The organism is Rhodococcus sp. Eu-32, assembly GCF_003336925.1.
In the GTDB taxonomy this organism is placed as follows: domain Bacteria; phylum Actinomycetota; class Actinomycetes; order Mycobacteriales; family Mycobacteriaceae; genus Rhodococcoides; species Rhodococcoides kyotonensis_B.
Genome location: NZ_QGNK01000018.1, coordinates 94,883 through 112,019, shown reverse-complemented (window position 1 = coordinate 112,019; position 17,137 = coordinate 94,883). Strand labels below are relative to the sequence as shown.

Below are 17,137 nucleotides of genomic sequence, written 5' to 3'. Positions count from 1 at the left end.
TCTGGTGTGGATGCAGGCGGAGTACGCGCTGACCGATTCCGATGTCGTCGTTCAGAAGACGCCGGTGACGTTCGATGTGTCGGTGTGGGAGTTGTTCTGGCCGTTGCAGGTCGGTGCGCGGTTGGTGATCGCGCGGCCGGATGGTCATCGGGATCCGGTGTATTTGGCGTCGTTGATGCGGGATGAGCGGGTGTCGGTGGCGCATTTCGTGCCGTCGATGTTGGCGGTGTTCGCGGGGGAGCCGTCGGCAGCCGAGGCGTCGGGTCTGCGGTGGGTGTTCGCCTCGGGTGAGGCGTTGCCGGTGGCGACGGCGCGGTCGTTCGCGGCGGTGCTTCCGTCGGCTCGGTTGGTGAATTTGTATGGTCCGACCGAGGCTGCGGTGGATGTGACGTTCCACGAGTACACGGCGTCGGATTCGGCTGTGGTGCCGATCGGGCGGCCGGTGTTCAACACGCGGGTGCATGTGCTCGATGGCCGGCTGCGTGCGGTGTCGGTGGGCATGGTGGGTGAGCTCTACCTCGCGGGTGTGCAGTTGGCGCGCGGGTATTACGGTCGTCCGGATTTGTCGGCGGATCGGTTCGTGGCGGATCCGTTCGATGTCGGTGGTCGGTTGTATCGGACCGGCGACCTGGTGCGCTGGAACGCTTCCGGCGAACTCGAGTACATCGGTCGTAGTGATTTCCAGGTGAAGTTGCGTGGTCTGCGTATCGAGCTGGGGGAGATCGAGTCGGCGTTGTTGGTCGACGATTCGGTCGCGCAGGCCGTCGTCCAGGTCCGCGGCGATCGGTTGGTCGGGTATGTCGTTGCAGCAGTGGATCGTTCGATCGACGTCGATGCGCTGCGCGCGTCGGCGGGCCGGTCGGTACCGGAGTACATGGTCCCCGCGGTGATCCTGGTGCTCGACGAGTTGCCGCTCGGGCCGTCGGGCAAGCTCGACCGAAAGGCGTTGCCGAATCCCGTGTTCGAGGTCCGGCAATTCCGCGAACCGACGACGGACACCGAGGTCGCGGTCGCTCGCGTGTTCGAGGAGATACTCGGTGTACCGCGCGTGGGTCTGGACGACGACTTCTTCGCGCTCGGCGGCAATTCGTTGGTCGCGACGCAGGTGGTGTCCCGGCTCGGTGCTGCCCTCGATGCCCAGGTGCCGGTCAGAGCCATCTTCGACGTCTCCACGGTCGAGGGCCTGGCGGCACTCCTGCATGGCAGCGTCGGAAGCGGCGGTCGAGTGCCGCTTCGTGCCGGTCGACGACCGCGTCGCGTTCCGTTGTCCCTTGCGCAGCAACGCATGTGGTTCCTCGACAGGTTCGATCCGAACTCCGCGGCCTACAACATTCCCATCGTCGTCAGGCTCCGCGGTGGAATCGATGCGGATGCACTCGGGTCGGCGATCGACGACGTGCGCGGACGCCACGAGTCGTTGCGCACCGTCTATCCCGACGTCGACGGCGTCGGTCATCAGGTGGTGCTTCCGCTGTCGTCGTCGGAGTTCACGCTCGGCGTGGCCGAGTGCACCGAAGCGGATGCGCTGCAGGACATCCGGCTGCTCGTCGTCCGCGGGTTCGACCTGGCGAACGAACCGCCGTTCCGTGCCCACCTGTACCGGATGAGCGAGACCGAGGACATTCTCGCTGTTGTCGTGCATCACATCGCCGCCGACGGCTTCTCGATGGGACCGTTGATGCGGGACATCGTGACGGCCTATGCCGCGCGCATCGGTGATCGAGCGCCGCAGTGGCAGAACCTGTCGGTCCAGTATGCGGATTACGCTGTGTGGCAACGAGACATGCTCGGTGACGAATCGGATCCGAACTCCATCATGAGTACGCAGATCGCGTTCTGGAAGCGGGCTCTCGACGGGATCCCCGAACAGCTCGACCTACCGACCGATCGCCCACGTCCGGTCACTCTGACCGAGCATGGAGGCATCCACGCCTTCGGCATCGACGCGGCGCTGCACAGATCGATCGTCGCCCTCGGGCTCGAGGTCGGATGCACGCCTTTCATGATCGTGCACGCTGCGTTCGCGATCACGCTGGCGCGGTTGTCGGGAAGTGACGACATCGCGATCGGCACTCCCATCGCCGGACGCGGTGAGCGGGCGCTGGACGACGTGATCGGCATGTTCGTCAACACGCTCGTGCTGCGCACCGCCGTGCCGTCGGGCATGGCGATCTCCGACCTGTTGAGTTCCGTCCGCGACGTCGATCTCGACGCCTTCGCACACGCCGACATTCCGTTCGAGAGGCTGGTCGAGATTCTGGACCCACCTCGATCGACGGCGCGCCAACCGCTGTTCCAGGTGATGCTCGCATTCCAGAACCTCGAGCGCACCACCGTCGAACTTCCCGGCCTCAGTGCGGCAGGCGTCGAACTCGAGACGGGACTCGCCAAATTCGATCTGTACCTGACGATGTCGGAGGAGTTCGACGCGTCGGGTGAGCCGATCGGCATGCTGGCACAGTTCCTGTACCTCACCGACCTGTTCGACGAACCGACAGTGGTGCGCATGGCACGGCGGTTCCTGCAAATTCTTAGGACCATCGTGAACGACCCGTCGACGATCGTCGGTGACATCGACGTCGTCGACGACCACGAGCAGCAGTTGGTCCTGCGGGAATGGAACGCCACCGACGTGGCGTCGGCCGACGAATTGCTCCTCGACCGGTTCTCCGAGCGGGTGCAGGCGACGCCGGACGCCGTGGCGCTCACCTGTTCGGGCGAGTCGATCAGTTACGCGCAGTTCGGTTCTCGGGTGAACCAGCTCGCCCGCGTTCTGATCGGAGAGGGCGTCGGACCGGAATCCGCTGTCGCAGTGACTCTTCCGCGTTCGATCGACATGCTGGTCGCGATCTACGCAGTGGTGACGGCGGGAGGTGCGTACGTTCCCGTGGATTCGACCCAGCCGGCCGATCGAGTCGACTACGTACTGGGCGCCGCGAGCGTGTCCGTGGTGTTGGGGGCCTCGAACGACGTCGTCCCGTCCGGGATCCGGCGCGTCGACGTCGATACCGTCGACCTGAGCGGCATGTCCGGTGCACCGGTGACGGACGAGGAACGGACTGCGCCGCTGCGACCGCGCCATCCCGCCTACGTCTTGTTCACGTCCGGATCGACCGGGCGACCGAAGGGCGTCGTCGTCGACCATCGTGCGATCGTGAATCGATTGTCCTGGATGCAGGCCGAGTACCGGCTTCGCGTCGACGATGTCGTGGTGCAGAAGACGCCGGTGACATTCGACGTGTCGGTGTGGGAATTGTTCTGGCCGCTGCAGATCGGAGCCGAACTCGTCGTCGCGAGGCCCGACGGCCATCGCGACCCGGCCTACCTGGCTGGATTGTTCGCCGAAGAGTCGGTCACCGTCGCGCATTTCGTTCCGTCGATGCTTGCGGTGTTCCTCGCCGGACCTGCCGTCGACGCCGTCACGTCGCTACGCTGGGTGTTCGCATCCGGTGAGGCGCTTCCGGCGGCCACGGCGGGAACCGCACGGGAGCTACTGCCGTCGACTCGTGTGGTCAATCTGTACGGCCCGACGGAGACCGCGGTCGACGTGACGTATCACGAGTTCGTGCCGTCCGACGTCGTGGCCGTGCCCATCGGACGGCCCGTGTCGAACACCCGATGCTTCGTGCTCGACGGTCGATTGCACCCGGTGCCACCGGGAGTGGTCGGCGAACTGTACGTCGCCGGAGTGCAGTTGGCGCGAGGCTACGTCGGACGCCCGGAGCTCAGCGCCGATCGATTCGTCGCCGATCCGTTCTCCGCCAAGGGTTCTCGGATGTACCGCACCGGCGATCATGCACGGTGGAATCCGCACGGCGAACTCGAATACTTTGGCCGAGCCGATTTCCAGGTCAAGCTCCGTGGCCAGCGCATCGAACTGGGCGAGATCGAAGCGGCGGTGCTCGCGCACGACGGCGTCGGCCAAGCCGTCGTGGTACTGCGCACGGACGCCACGGTCGGTGACATCCTCGTCGCGTACGTCGTCCCGAATCCAGGACGTGTCGTGGACCCGGTCGAGGTGCGTCGTACGGCGACCCGCGGGGTGCCCGACTACATGGTGCCCACGTCGGTGATGGTCGTCGAGACGCTGCCGGTCGGTCCGACCGGCAAACTGGATCGACGTGCGCTTCCGCGACCGATCTTCGAGGTCAAGGCCTTCCGACCGCCGTCCACGCCGATCGAGGAAGTCGTCGCGGCGACGTTCGCCGACCTGCTCGGCGCCGAGCAGGTGGGTCTGGACGACGACTTCTTCTCGCTGGGCGGCAATTCGCTGACGGCGACGCGCGTCGTCGCGCGGTTGTCCTCGGCGCTGAACGCGGACGTCTCGCTCAGATCGGTCTTCGAATCTCCCGGCGTCGAAGCTCTCGCCGCGCGCATCGAAATGCACACCGAACCGGCGCACCGCGTACCCGTTCACGTGCGACGAGACGTACACGCACCCGTCCCGTTGTCGCTTGCGCAGCAACGCATGTGGTTTCTGGGTCGACTCGACCCCGAGTCCGCCGCCCACAACGTACCGGTGACGATTCGGCTCGCCGGAGAACTCGACGTCGACGCGTTCACCTCGGCGTTCCACGACGTGACCGCTCGGCACGACATACTGCGCACGGTGTACCCCGACATCGCCGGGGTCGGGTACCAGGTCATCGAGCCGGTGTCGGGCAGTTCCGTCGTGCTGCACATGGAGGACATCGATTCCGCGACGGTCTCCGCTCGGGTCCTCGAGCTGGTCGGCGCACCGTTCGACATCACTGCGGCCGTTCCCGTCCGAGCGACGCTCTTCCGCGAATCGCCGACGATGCATGTGCTCGTCGTCGTCGCCCACCACATCTCGGTGGACGGCTATTCGATCGGGCCCCTGACCCGGGATCTCGTGCGCGCCTACGCGGCACGGGTGATCGGGCAGGATCCCGGGTGGGAACGTCCGGCGATCCAGTACGCCGACTACGCATTGTGGCAACGCGAAGTGCTCGGCTCGGAAGACGACCCGTCGTCGATCACGTCGACCCAGATCGATTACTGGACACGCCAACTCGCCGACCTTTCCGACGAGATCGAACTCCCGGCCGATCGCCCGCGCCCCACGACGGAATCGCACACGGGCGCAGTGGTGACGGTGTCGATCGACGCCGAGGTACGTCGCCGAGTCACCGACGTCGCGCATGCTGCAGGCGCGACGCCGTTCATGGTCGTGCATTCCGCGCTCGCCGTGCTGCTGGCACGGTTGTCCGCGTCGGACGACATTGCCGTCGGCACACCGGTCGCCGGACGCGGCGAGTCCGAACTCGACGACATGATCGGCATGTTCGTCAACACACTCGTCCTGCGGACCCGCGTCGACACGGGCGCATCCTTCGAGGACGTGCTCGACGAGGTGCGCGAGAACGACCTGTCGGCATTCGCTCACGCGGACATACCGTTCGAGAAGCTCGTCGAAGTTCTCGATCCGAATCGTTCGCGCGGACGGCACCCGCTGTTCCAGGTGATGCTGACGTTCCAGAATCTGGCGACCACTCGGCTGGAGTTGCCGAATCTGACCGTCAGCGGCATGGAGTTCGATGCCATCGCAGCCAAGTTCGACCTGCAGGTGACCGTTGCCGACGCGTATGGTTCGGGCGGCGACGTCGACGGATGGGCGGTCGAATTCACCTATGCGACGGACCTGTTCGACGACGTGACGGTTCAGGGCTGGGCCTCGACCTTCGTGCGGCTGCTCACCGCATTCGTCGAGAAGCCGGACACGGTGGTCGGTGACGTCGACCTCACCCCGCCCGACGAGCTCGACATCGTCGTGAACCGTTGGAGCACTTCGGGATCGGAGGAGCTACCGGTGTCGGCGACGCTGGCCGAGGCGTTCGAGACGGCCGCGACGCGCTGTCCGGACCGCGTTGCGGTTCGTCACGGGGACGAATCCTGCTCGTACGCCGAACTTCTCCACCGGGTGCATGTACTCGCACGTCGTCTGACGGCTGAGGGCGCACGACCGGAAACACTGGTGGCAGTGGCACTTCCACGATCGATCGATCTGGTCGTCGCGCTTCTCGCCGTCGTGACGTCGGGAGCGGGATACCTCCCGGTCGACCCGTCGTACCCGAGGGAACGCATCGATTTCATGCTCGACGACGCCCGGCCCGTCGCCGTCGTCGCATCCGGTGACGATCTCGACTTCGGAACGTTGCCGGTGATCGATCCGTCGGAATCGACACCGGAGACCGACGGAGCCGTCCGGGGCGAGGTGCGGGTGCCGGTGTCGTCGGGCAACACCGCCTACGTCATCTACACGTCGGGTTCCACGGGACGACCGAAAGGCGTCGTCGTCACGCACGACAACGTGCTGCGGCTGTTCGCCGGGACATCCGCGGCGTTCCGGTTCGACGAGAACGACGTGTGGACCATGTTCCATTCCTACGCGTTCGACTTCTCCGTGTGGGAGATGTGGGGACCGTTGCTGCACGGCGGCACGCTCGTCGTCGTCGACTACTTCACGTCCCGTTCCCCGGAAGCCTTCCGAAAGCTGCTGGCCACCGAGAAGGTCACCGTCCTGAATCAGACGCCGTCCGCGTTCCACCAACTCGCCGAGGTCGATCGGGTCCTGCCCGCGGTCCCACTTGCACTGCGCTACATCGTGTTCGGCGGCGAGGCGCTCGAACCGCGTCGTCTGCAGAACTGGATCGAGCGCCACGGAGACGGCACCGAGGACGCCGACGGACGCGTCGGGCCCGCGCTGATCAACATGTACGGCATCACCGAGACCACGGTGCACGTGTCGATCCGCCGGATCACCGCGCACGACACGAGGTCGGCGTCGATGATCGGGGTGCCGATTCCCGGGCTGCGCATGTACGTCCTGGACCGACGGTTGCGTCCGGTGCCGATCGGAGTCGCGGGCGAGCTCTACGTCTCGGGTGGGCAGGCCGCACGTGGGTACGTCGGGCGGTCCGGGCTGACGGCGACGCGCTTCGTCGCGGACCCGTTCGACGGTGACGGCGGAGTGCTCTACCGAACCGGTGACCGGGCTCGATGGCGTCGGGCGGAGTCGACCGGCGAGCTGGAGTATCTCGGACGTACCGACGATCAGGTCAAGGTGCGCGGATTCCGAATCGAGATCGGCGAGGTCGAAGCGGCGGTCGCGGCGCAGCCGTCGGTGGCGTCGGTGGCCGTCGTCCTGCGTGAGGATTCACCGGCCGGTGTGCAGCTCGTCGCCTACGTCGTGCTCGGCGAGAACGAGGAGCTGGAACCGGAGAATCTTCGTCGAGGCGTCGGCACCTGGGTGCCGGACTACATGGTGCCGTCGGCGTTCGTCGCGGTGGAATCGATACCACTGACAGTCAACGGAAAGCTGGATCGGTCGGCGCTGCCCGCGCCGGTTCTCGTCGAAACCGCCTTCCGGGCACCGTCGAATCCGATCGAGGAAGTCGTGGCCGATGTCTTCGCGGACGTCCTCGGGCGGCAGCGCGTCGGAGCCGACGACGATTTCTTCGCCCTGGGCGGCAACTCGCTGATCGCGACCCGCGTCGTGTCGAGGCTCGGTGCGGCGCTGGACTCACGCGTCGACGTGCGCACCCTGTTCGAGGCGTCCACGGTCGCCGAGCTCGCGGCCAGACTCGAGTCGGCCGTCGGCGACGACGATCGGCCAGCGCTCGGTGTACGCACGCGACCGGACACCATCCCGTTGTCGCTCGCGCAGCGTCGAATGTGGCTGGCCAACAGACTGGATCCGACGTCGGCCGCCTACAACATCTCCCTGGCACTTCGGTTGAGCGGAGATCTCGACGTCGACGCGCTGATGTCTGCGATCACCGACGTCATCGCTCGTCACGAAACGTTGCGGACGCGGTACCCGGACGTCGACGGCATCGGCACTCAGGAAGTACTGCCCGTCGCGGACGTCCTGTCGCTCGTCGGGCGCGAACATGTCGACGCCGATGACGCGGCGGATCGTGTGCGACAGCTGGTGGATCAGCCGTTCGACGTCGCATCGTCGGTGCCGATGCTCGTGCGTGTGCTCGAGATGTCCGGCAGCGAGCGCATCCTGGTACTCGTCGTCCATCACATCGCGGCCGACGGGTTCTCGATGGGGCCACTCACACGCGACCTCATGGCTGCGTACGCGGCACGTGCGGTAGGGCGCGTACCCGAATGGGCGCCTCTCACCGTGCAATACGCCGACTACGTGCTGTGGCATCGGGACGTTCTCGGCGACGCCGACGACCCGGCGTCGATCGTGGCGACCCAGGAATCGTTCTGGCGCAGCGCGTTGGCCGGCCTTGCCGAGCAGGACGGTCCGACGCCGGACCGGGTGCGTGTGGGGGCACCGACGGGTATCGGTGCCACCCATGAGTTCGCGATCGACAAGGCCTTGCTGACCGCGCTCGACGAGGTGGTGCGCAGCCACAACGCGACGTTGTTCATGGCATTGCACACTGCCGTCGCGGTACTGCTCGCACGGCTGTCGGGGAACGACGACATCGCGGTGGGCACCCCGGTGGCCGGGCGCGGCGAATCGGCACTCGACGACGTGGTCGGCATGTTCGTGAACACGCTCGTGCTGCGTACGGACGTCGCGGCCGACGCCACGGTGTCGGACGTCCTGACGGGCGCACGGGAGGTCGATCTCGACGCCTTCGCCCACGCGGACGTGCCGTTCGAGCGCATCGTCGAACTGCTCGACCCACCGCGCTCGGAATCGAGGACACCGTTCTTCCAGGTCGTCGTCGCACTGCAGAATCACGGAACCTCGTGGCTCGATCTGCCGGGGCTGTCGATCTCGGGCCTCGCCTCGGGCACCCAGACGGCCAATTACGACCTGCAGTTCGTGTTCTCCGACGGCGTAGGGGAGGACGGCACCAGCGCTCTCACCTGCTCGATCGTCTACGCCACGGACGTCTACGACCACGTCACCGTTCGTAGCCTCGCGGAACGGCTGACGCGGGTACTGCGCGTCCTGACCGAGTCACCGGACACCGTCGTCGGCGACATCGACGTGCGCACCGAGGCCGAGCGGACAGAGCCGGCCGTCGACGCACCCGCCGTCGCGCCGCGTCGGAACGTCCGTCTGCTCCCGCAGACGATCGAGGCTGCCGTCGATTCCGAACCCGACGCTCCCGCCGTCGTCACCCACGACACCGAGGTGAGCTACGCCGAGATCGCCGCAGGCGCAGCCCGTCTGGCGCGATACCTCGTCGCGCGCGGAATCGGGCCGGGAGACCGCGTCGCCGTCGACCTGCCGATGTCGATCGCTTCCGTCACCGCGGCGTGGGCGGTGTGGTCCGCGGGCGCTGCGCTCGTCGTAGGGCCTGCCGACTCGGCGGACACGCTCGTCGTTCACGCAGGCGCCGACACCCGACGCGGCTCGATTGCTCTCGAGGATCCGGTCACCGCCGACTCGATCGCCGGGCAGTCGAGCAGGCCGGTCGATTACGCGTCACGAACTCGCACGCTGCTGGCCGACGACGCGGCGATGATCGTCGTCGACGAGCTGGGCGAGACCGTACTGACCCACGGCGACGTTGCGACACGAGCGCTCGCGGCGGTGGATACCTGGAAACTGACGTACGAGTCTCGAATCCTCGTCGTGGACGAGTCCGCCGCCGCGCGTGCGTGGGACGCATTCGCTGTTCTCGCCGCGTCCGTAACGGGCGCCTCGATCGCTGTCGGGGTGCCGGGCGGTAGCGTCGCGGACACCGTCGAGCAGCTGTGGGTGACGCATCTGTTCGCGCCGTCGGCGACGGAATTGGACCCCGACATTCTCGACCTGGATGCGGTGATCGAGACCGACGCCGCCCGTCCCTGGGCTACTCAGCGGGCGCCGCACACACCAGCGGGTGTGTCTCGGCGTAACTGGGGTCAAGGGCAGTGCTGATCATGTGGGCGACGTCGGGATCACGCGTCAGTCCCATGTGCGACGCCTGGTTCGCCGGGCAGACGTCCTGAACCCATTCGTTGGTGACCTGCCCGCTACCGCCGTCGTCGAGGAACGTGCGCTCGGGAGGAGTCACGACGGCGTCGTGGCGCGTGGCGATGACGGTGTATTCGACACCCGGCATGACCTCGCTGCCCGCGTTGAGCTGCTTGAGGAGCGGCGAACCGATGAGCTGCTGAGTGCCTGCCACACCGAAGATGAGCTGCGACGTCACGTCACGCGGTAGCCCGAGGGAAACGCCGACGAGGTAGAGCTGCTGCAGACCGGCGAAATTGGTGCCGTGATTCGTGGCGCCGAGGGTGATGACGCGATGCACCTTGTTCCGAGCCGGGTCGGCCGCGTCGGCGCCGCCGTTGAACTTCAGGTACTGGCGCGCAAGAGTTCCGCCCTGCGAGTGACCGATGAGATCGACCTGGGATGCGCCGGTGCTGGTCAGAACCGAATCGACGAACCGGTCGAGCTCCGCGGCGGACTTCGTGATGTCGTCGATGCCCCAGACGAGTCTGCTGTGGTCCCACATGACCGGCATCGCGCCGTAGTTGAGCGCGAAGACGCAGTAGCCCTGCGATGCCAGCTCGGGAGACAGCGTCGGCCAGCTCTCCTGCATGTCGGTGTCGGTGCCGTGAATCAGAACCACCGGACGAGGGTGCTCAGGTGACGGTGTGCACGACCAATCGTTCGATCCCGCAGGAGGCACACCCATCTGGTCGACGAACGGTGGAGGACTTGCGGCCGCGCTCGGCGCGGTGACCAGTGCTCCGGCGCCGAGGAGAAGCAGCAACGATGCGAGTAGCGAGTAGGTCCTGCGAAAACGGGCCGTACCGCGAAAACTCAACAGTTTCTCCTTTGCGTTCCCTGTGTTGCCCTTGTGGGGATTCGTCGGGGTCGCCCACCAGGATTGCGGCAAACGTTGGAGAAATCAACTTGCTACCACCCGAATGTGCGGTACCTTATTCCGCCGCGCACTTCGCCCGTGTGCGCGGCGACCGCTCTGACCCACTGGCCTCGCGAGACGCGTACGACGAACCTCGGAACCAGCGGATTGCCCAACAGCAGCAACGTCCACCAATACAGAACCCGCCTGACCTTCACCGGCGGGCAGCCTCGGTCGCGGTAGTCACCTTGTAGCTTCGCGAAGCCGTAACCGAGTCGGTACGACTGGCGGATCAGCGGCTTGAACTCGTCGCGGAGGCGATAGGCGACCAGTTGCTCGTTGCTGAAACCCAGCGAGTACCCGGCCAGCTGCGCTCGCCAGCTGAACTCGACGTCCTGGCTGGTCGAATAGCGGTTGTCCATACCGCCCAGATCGCGGTAGACGGACGTCCAACAGCCGAGGCTCGCGCCGATGGCGAAGGGTAGGAACGGGGATTTGCCCTGACGCTCCGGCCGAGTGGTCGGTGTCCAGGACAGGGCACGCGCTGAATTCAGGCTGGTCGTCTCGACGGCGGTACCCACGAGATCGTGCTGCTGCGCCAGGGTCACCAATTCACCGAGCCATGTGGGGTGTACGACGTCGTCCGCGTCGCAGAACGCCAGGAAGTCGCCCGTCGCGGCCTCGACGCCTCGGTTACGGGCATGGGCCGCCCCGGAACTGTCGGACGAATCCACGTAGGTCAGCGTCAACGCATCTTTCAGCGGATGGCTCGAGACGTGGTCGGCCATGTCCGCGCTGCCTCCGTTGTCCGAGACCACGACGTCGAAGGCTCCCGGATAATTCTGCTTCGCGAGTCCGTTCAACTGCTCGTCGAGCAATTGGATGGGGTTCCTCGTAGGGATGACGACGGTTACGTGCGGGGTAAGGGATCGACCCTCGGACATGGCACTCCTGCAGTCAGCCCCTCGATGGGAGCGGGTCCGAGTCCGAACTGTAGCCCACACAACCGTTCGGTACGACTCGTACGGCGCCGCTCTCTATTGTCAGGCCGACGACGAAGCGCGTCGGTATCCGCGAATCGCCGGGACGAGGAACACCGCCACCAGACCGAACGACCACGCCAGCGTCTGCAGTACCGGGACGAGGGTGGGACCGCCCAACGCCAGAGCTCTCATCGCGTCGACCGCACACGACATCGGCTGCGCCGCGACGACAGGCTGTAGCCACGTGGGATACGCCGCAACGGGTACGAAGCCCGAATTGAAGAACAGCAGCAGCGTGCACAGCATCGACACCAGTTCGACGAGCGGAGCGTCTCCGGCGGCCGTCGCGAGGAACGTCACCATCACCGCGAAGCCGAGACCGAACACGATCGGCAGCAGAATCAACCCGATTCCAGCCAGAAGGCCGTTGTTGAATCGGAACCCGAGAACGAAGCCCATCGCAACGATGACGATCGTCGTGACCAGAACTCGCACGGCCTCGGCCATCATGCGTCCGAGCAGACCAGCGGCCCGATGCGTCGGCAGCGTGTAGAAGCGAGACAACAGACCGCTGTTCCGCTCGCCCTTGAGCCCGACGGCACTGACGATCGACCCGAACATCGCGCCGATCAGCGCAATGAGCGGAACCTGTCCGTACACGGCGGGCTGACCCGTGGCCAGCGTGATCGAGTTGCCGAGCACGACCCGGAACATCAGCAGCATCAGCGCCGGGTACAGGATCGCCTGAATCATGGTCGACGGGTCACGCGACCACCGGATCAGCAGGCGTTTGCACTGAATCAGGCTGTGCGTCCACAGTGCGCGGGGGGAAGACTCGGGCAGCGGATGTTCGACCTCGGGGAAATCCAGGGTCGACGTCGGTGTCGAACGGGCCGGGTGCAGGTCGGTCATGCTCACTCTCTCCGTCGCAGGCTCGCCCACAGAGCGAGCGGAATCAGCACGACACTCAATCCGATGATCCACAGCAGCGCCGGCAGAATGACCGAGAACGTGATGGCGCCTTCGGCCATGTCTCGCATCGCGGCCGAGAACTGTGAGATCGGCTGGTTGCGGACGAACGGTCGAATCCATTCGGGGAACCCGGTCTCCGGAACGAAGCCGGTCGACGCCATCCCGAGAATCAGTTGGGGGAGCGTAAGCGCCTGGCTCGTCGCCTCCGGACTCTTGGACAACGTGCCGATCGCGTCGGCGCCGAACGACAGCACCGTGCTGATGGCGAGGGCCGTCGCACCGAACATCATGGCCTGCAGTGGACCTGCGCTGAACCGGAAGCCGATGACGTGGCCGTAGATGAGCGCGGCGGTGAGCGTCACCGTGGATCTCAGGAACGCGCTGGTCATGCGGGCCATCAGCGGGGCCCCGATGACGACGGGCATCGTCTTGAGCCGCGTCGACAACCCCGTCAAGGCCTCGGTCGACGCGCGCTGCGCGGACGAGATTGCGGTGAACGCCATGGCCTGCAGGACGATGATCGGCATCAGGAACTGGGCGTAATCGATGCCCTGGAACTGCATGACGAACTTCAGCGGCAGATAGAAGCCGATGGTGAAGATCAGCGGTGCGATGACCGCGACCAGCAGTTCACCCTTCTTGACCATCGTGCGCACCGTCCGCGCAGTCAGGACACGCCATTGGACGAATCCCGACGGCTCGAACCGCCGTCGACGTGATCGGTCGTCGCCGGCCTCGCTCTCCGAGGATCGCGAATCTCTCTCGGCTGTGGTCACGGCGTCGGAACCGGGTTGGTGTGGCCGGTCAGAGTCAGGAACACGTCGTCGAGAGACGGCCGTCGCAACGCGATGTCGGCGAGGGGAATGCCCGCTTGGTCGATCCGTCGAAGAACCTCCGACAACGTGCCTGCGCCGTCCGGAGCCGGAATCGACAACCGGTCGACGCCGGGAGTCAGATCCTTGGCGACGGCCTCGGGGACGAGCTCGCCGAGAACCGTCACCACGGCGGGCAGCTGATCGGGATCCAACGGCACGACCTCGCAGAAGTTGCCGCCCGTCATCGCCTTCAACTCGTCCGACGTGCCTTCGGCGATGACGGTGCCTTTGTCGATGACGATGATGTTGTCGCTGAGCACGTCGGCCTCTTCGAGGTACTGCGTCGTCAACAACACGGTGATGCCCTGCGCCTTCAGTGCCTCGACCAGCGACCACACGCCCTGACGGGAGCGGGGATCGAGACCGGTCGTCGGCTCGTCGAGGAACACGACCTTGGGGCGAACGACAAGCCCGCACGCGATGTCGATACGGCGACGCATACCGCCCGAGTAGCCCCGCACAGGACGCTTTCCGGTGTGGACCAGGTCGAACTCCTCGAGGAGGGCCTGGGCGCGAGCCTTGGACGCCTTCTTGTCGAGCCCCATCAATCGGCCGAACAGCTCGATGTTCTCGCGCCCGGACAGCGTGTCGTCGAGTGCGGCGTACTGGCCGGTCATCATGATCGACCGCCGCACTGCCGGCGCCTCGGCGGACACGTCGTGTCCTGCGACGAGAGCGCGCCCTCGGTCGGGCTTGATCAACGTCGACAGAACCTTGACCGTCGTCGTCTTGCCTGCGCCGTTGGGGCCGAGGATTCCCAGAACCGAACCGCGAGGGGCCGAGAAGCTGATCCCGCGGAGAGCGTGGACGTCGTCGAAAGACTTGTGGACGTCCTCCACCAGTACAGCTGCGTCCTCGGACAAGGCCATCGATTCTCCGTACGGTCGGGGACAGTGAGGGTCGAGCAGTTCCGCCCTGAGATGTTACCTGCGGTCACAGCGAACCCGAGCGAACGCTCACGCCCAGTCGATACCGATTTCGTCCTCGACGTCGAGTTTTCGGCACAGCGCCCTGATGCCGCTGTAGTCCTGGATTAGCTGCCGCCTGCTCCCGTCGGACTCGACCTCGTTCAGCATTCGCTCGAAATCGGGGACCTCCTCCTGACGCAGAATGGCTCGCCACGTCGAGAAGTCCGTACTGGAGAAGGCGTCCATTCCGTCTTTCAGGCCGTCGAGAAAACTGCGTCGACCTCGGTCGTCGAGCTTCTCGAACACGATGCCCGCCAGATCGTCGGCGATCGACGCGTGGCAGTACTCGTCTCGGTTGTGCAGCTTGACGGTTGCCCGGTTCACCGGCTGGACCAGTTCGTTGTCCTCTATCAGGTCGAGGTAGGAGGTGATCGAGATCTCTGCCACCGTCGTGAACGCGAGGGCGCTGAGAGCTGCGCTCTCCGAGTCCGGTGCGGTGAGCTGTGCTTTCTGGCGTCGTCGAACCGTCGCGCTGAAGGGAAGGCTCTGCGTTCGAAGGGGCCAACCGCGCCTGCGACGCGTCAGGACGCTCGCGTTGAGGTGCATGAGGGTGTGGTACTGCTCGTCGACCATTGCCTGAGTGACGGCGACCGCGAGTGTGTCGCCGAGTCCGGTCTCGAAGGCATCCTGCGCCAGCAACGAGAAACCCGGATTGACGACCTGCTGCTCGACGTCCATGACGTTCTTGTTGTAGGCGATCCAGCCCCACGCTCGGAGCTTCTCGCGCCTGGCCTCGGGGAGTTCGCGGTAGGTGTCGTGCTCCGCGAACGGAATGAGAGCTTCGGGGAAATCGTGCTTGGCAGGATCGAAGAGGTCGTCGAGATCCGGTTCGGCCTTCTTGACGGTTGCCCGGTGCTCCCAGTTTCCGGCCAGACGCTTGACCACGGCGCTTTCGACGGGGTCGGTGGCGTCGTACTCGGGAAGCGAGGGGTGTTCGATCATTGCGTAGTCCTCTGTCACGTGGCGCTACCTCGAACCGTACCGAAAAGCTCGGTACACAACGCCGAATAGACGTCACCGTTCGGCACCGATGCGCCCGCACGTCGCATGAGTTCGGCGAAGTCCGGCTCGGTTCCGCACGCGACGGTCGCGTCGAGGTCACGAAGCCCGCGCGCCAACGCCGCGCGTGCCGCGGCCGCATGGGGATTGCCGGCCTGAACGTCCCAGTAGACCTCCGGTTGACCACCCGAGACCCGTGCGAGGAGGGCGAGGAGAGTCCGGGCCGGGGGAGGAGCGACGGCGTCGACCAGGGACGCGTCGACGCCCAGTTGGTCCAGCGCCGAACCGAAGGCCAGCACCGCCGCGTGCGTCAGCGCCTGCGTCGCGGCTGCCAACCTGTCGTGTGTGTCCGCGTCGAGTTCGATCACGCGCCCACCACAGCGTCGGACCCTGTCCAGGAACTCGGTCGCAGCTGTTCCGGGTCGGTGCGTGACGGCGGCTACCGGGCGGCCCTGCATACCGAGCGCGGGCGCGAACATCGGGTTGATGCCGATGACCGGGCCCGCGATGTCGCCCACGGACGACGCGAATCCCGACTTCACCGACAGCGTTTCGACAAGCAGGGCGGTCGGAGCACGCCATCGCGAAACGGCTTGCAGCGCAACGGATTCCGGAACAGCGAGCACGACGACGCCGGCTGTGCTCAGGTGTGACGCCAACTGTTCGTCGGGGTCCGTGATGTCACCGACGACGTGGTCGATGCTCGCGTCCCGGTCGTGTGGAGCGACACGGTCGACTGTCAGGACCGTCGACCCGTCATCCGCCAGAAGGTGGGCGAGCAGGGTGCCGACGGCACCGCTGCCGCCCGCGACCACGGCGTCGTAAGTCTTCATGCGACCAGTATGTAGTGCAGCGGTTCACCGATCGTACGTGCGCGCGGCGCGCGAGACCCAGATCGTGATGTCGGCATGCACGACCTCGGTCCCGGCCTTGTCGGTGATCCGTACGGGAACGACGAGATCCATGCCGTCGTCGCTCGTGTCGAAGTCGGGTATTTCGATCTCCGCGACAGCGTGGAGCGACGTCGTCGCCTTGGTCAGGTACTGCACCCTCATCTCCTTGGGGATCCAGCGGTGCGTCGTCGGGACCGTCGCCTCCGCGAGCATCCCCATCGCGACCTCGGCGAGATTGCACGCGGCGATGGCGTGGAAGGTCCCGAGGTGATTGCGGATGCCCCACCACTTCGGCGCTGTCACCTCGCATCGGCCTGGTTCGAGCGATCGGACGTGGGGGAGAATGGTGCCGAAGTACGGCACGCGCACGCACATTCCCAGAGAGAACAGTGCTTCTCCCACGACAGTGCGTGGCAGGCGCTGCCAGGTGCGGTACGTAGGTCCGACGGCGTTCACAGTGGCGGTCATGTCCGCACCTTACCGCCGAGTAAGTTCGGGCGACAGCGGCATGCGCTGGGCAATCGGGGCGGATTTGTACTCACGGCCGGTGTACGGCATACTGGTCGGGTTGCCTGGGCAGGGACGCGCTTCTGTGCGGCCTCGAACAGGTAAGGAAAGCAGAACGGACCAGCACTCTTACGTGAGTGCGTC

General features: G+C 65.9%; 9 protein-coding genes. 1 reads left to right on the top strand and 8 read right to left on the bottom strand.

Going from position 1 to position 17,137, the window contains the following annotated elements:
- Positions 1 to 10: 10 nt before the first annotated feature.
- Positions 11 to 9,862 carry a non-ribosomal peptide synthetase gene (locus DK926_RS20400; RefSeq protein WP_207890873.1) on the top strand — a complete coding sequence of 3,284 codons (9,852 nt, stop codon included), beginning with the start codon at positions 11 to 13 and terminating at the stop codon, positions 9,860 to 9,862.
- Here DK926_RS20400 and DK926_RS20395 read toward each other — a convergent pair.
- The 8 genes from DK926_RS20395 to DK926_RS20360 all read right to left on the bottom strand — a co-directional run bounded on the left by DK926_RS20395 (position 9,795) and on the right by DK926_RS20360 (position 16,954).
- A complete protein-coding gene (locus tag DK926_RS20395; RefSeq protein WP_243636920.1) occupies positions 9,795 to 10,757 on the bottom strand; it encodes an alpha/beta fold hydrolase in 963 nt (320 codons plus the stop codon). The two genes, DK926_RS20400 and DK926_RS20395, sit on opposite strands and share 68 nt — an antisense overlap.
- Before the next feature lie 92 nt (positions 10,758 to 10,849).
- Positions 10,850 to 11,740 (bottom strand): glycosyltransferase, encoded by an 891-nt coding sequence (locus DK926_RS20390; protein ID WP_084424125.1) that lies wholly within the window; start codon positions 11,738 to 11,740, stop codon positions 10,850 to 10,852.
- Positions 11,741 to 11,839: 99 nt separating this feature from the next.
- Positions 11,840 to 12,691, bottom strand: coding sequence for an ABC transporter permease (locus tag DK926_RS20385; protein WP_068432334.1), 852 nt, complete (start codon positions 12,689 to 12,691; stop codon positions 11,840 to 11,842).
- 2 nt (positions 12,692 to 12,693) lie between these two features.
- Positions 12,694 to 13,527, bottom strand: a complete 834-nt coding sequence (locus DK926_RS20380) for an ABC transporter permease (protein ID WP_068432333.1) — start codon at positions 13,525 to 13,527, stop codon at positions 12,694 to 12,696.
- The gene (locus DK926_RS20375) at positions 13,524 to 14,495 is read right to left on the bottom strand and encodes a daunorubicin/doxorubicin resistance ABC transporter ATP-binding protein DrrA (RefSeq protein WP_068432332.1); all 972 of its coding nucleotides are present in this window, start codon (positions 14,493 to 14,495) and stop codon (positions 13,524 to 13,526) included. Before DK926_RS20375 ends, DK926_RS20380 begins: the two co-directional genes overlap by 4 nt.
- A gap of 87 nt (positions 14,496 to 14,582) precedes the next feature.
- Positions 14,583 to 15,536 (bottom strand): diiron oxygenase, encoded by a 954-nt coding sequence (locus DK926_RS20370; protein WP_068432480.1) that lies wholly within the window; start codon positions 15,534 to 15,536, stop codon positions 14,583 to 14,585.
- A 14-nt stretch (positions 15,537 to 15,550) separates the two neighbouring features.
- Positions 15,551 to 16,426 (bottom strand): prephenate dehydrogenase dimerization domain-containing protein, encoded by an 876-nt coding sequence (locus DK926_RS20365; protein ID WP_114331914.1) that lies wholly within the window; start codon positions 16,424 to 16,426, stop codon positions 15,551 to 15,553.
- A gap of 24 nt (positions 16,427 to 16,450) precedes the next feature.
- Positions 16,451 to 16,954 (bottom strand): hotdog fold domain-containing protein, encoded by a 504-nt coding sequence (locus DK926_RS20360; protein ID WP_114331913.1) that lies wholly within the window; start codon positions 16,952 to 16,954, stop codon positions 16,451 to 16,453.
- Between the last annotated feature and the right edge of the window lie 183 nt (positions 16,955 to 17,137).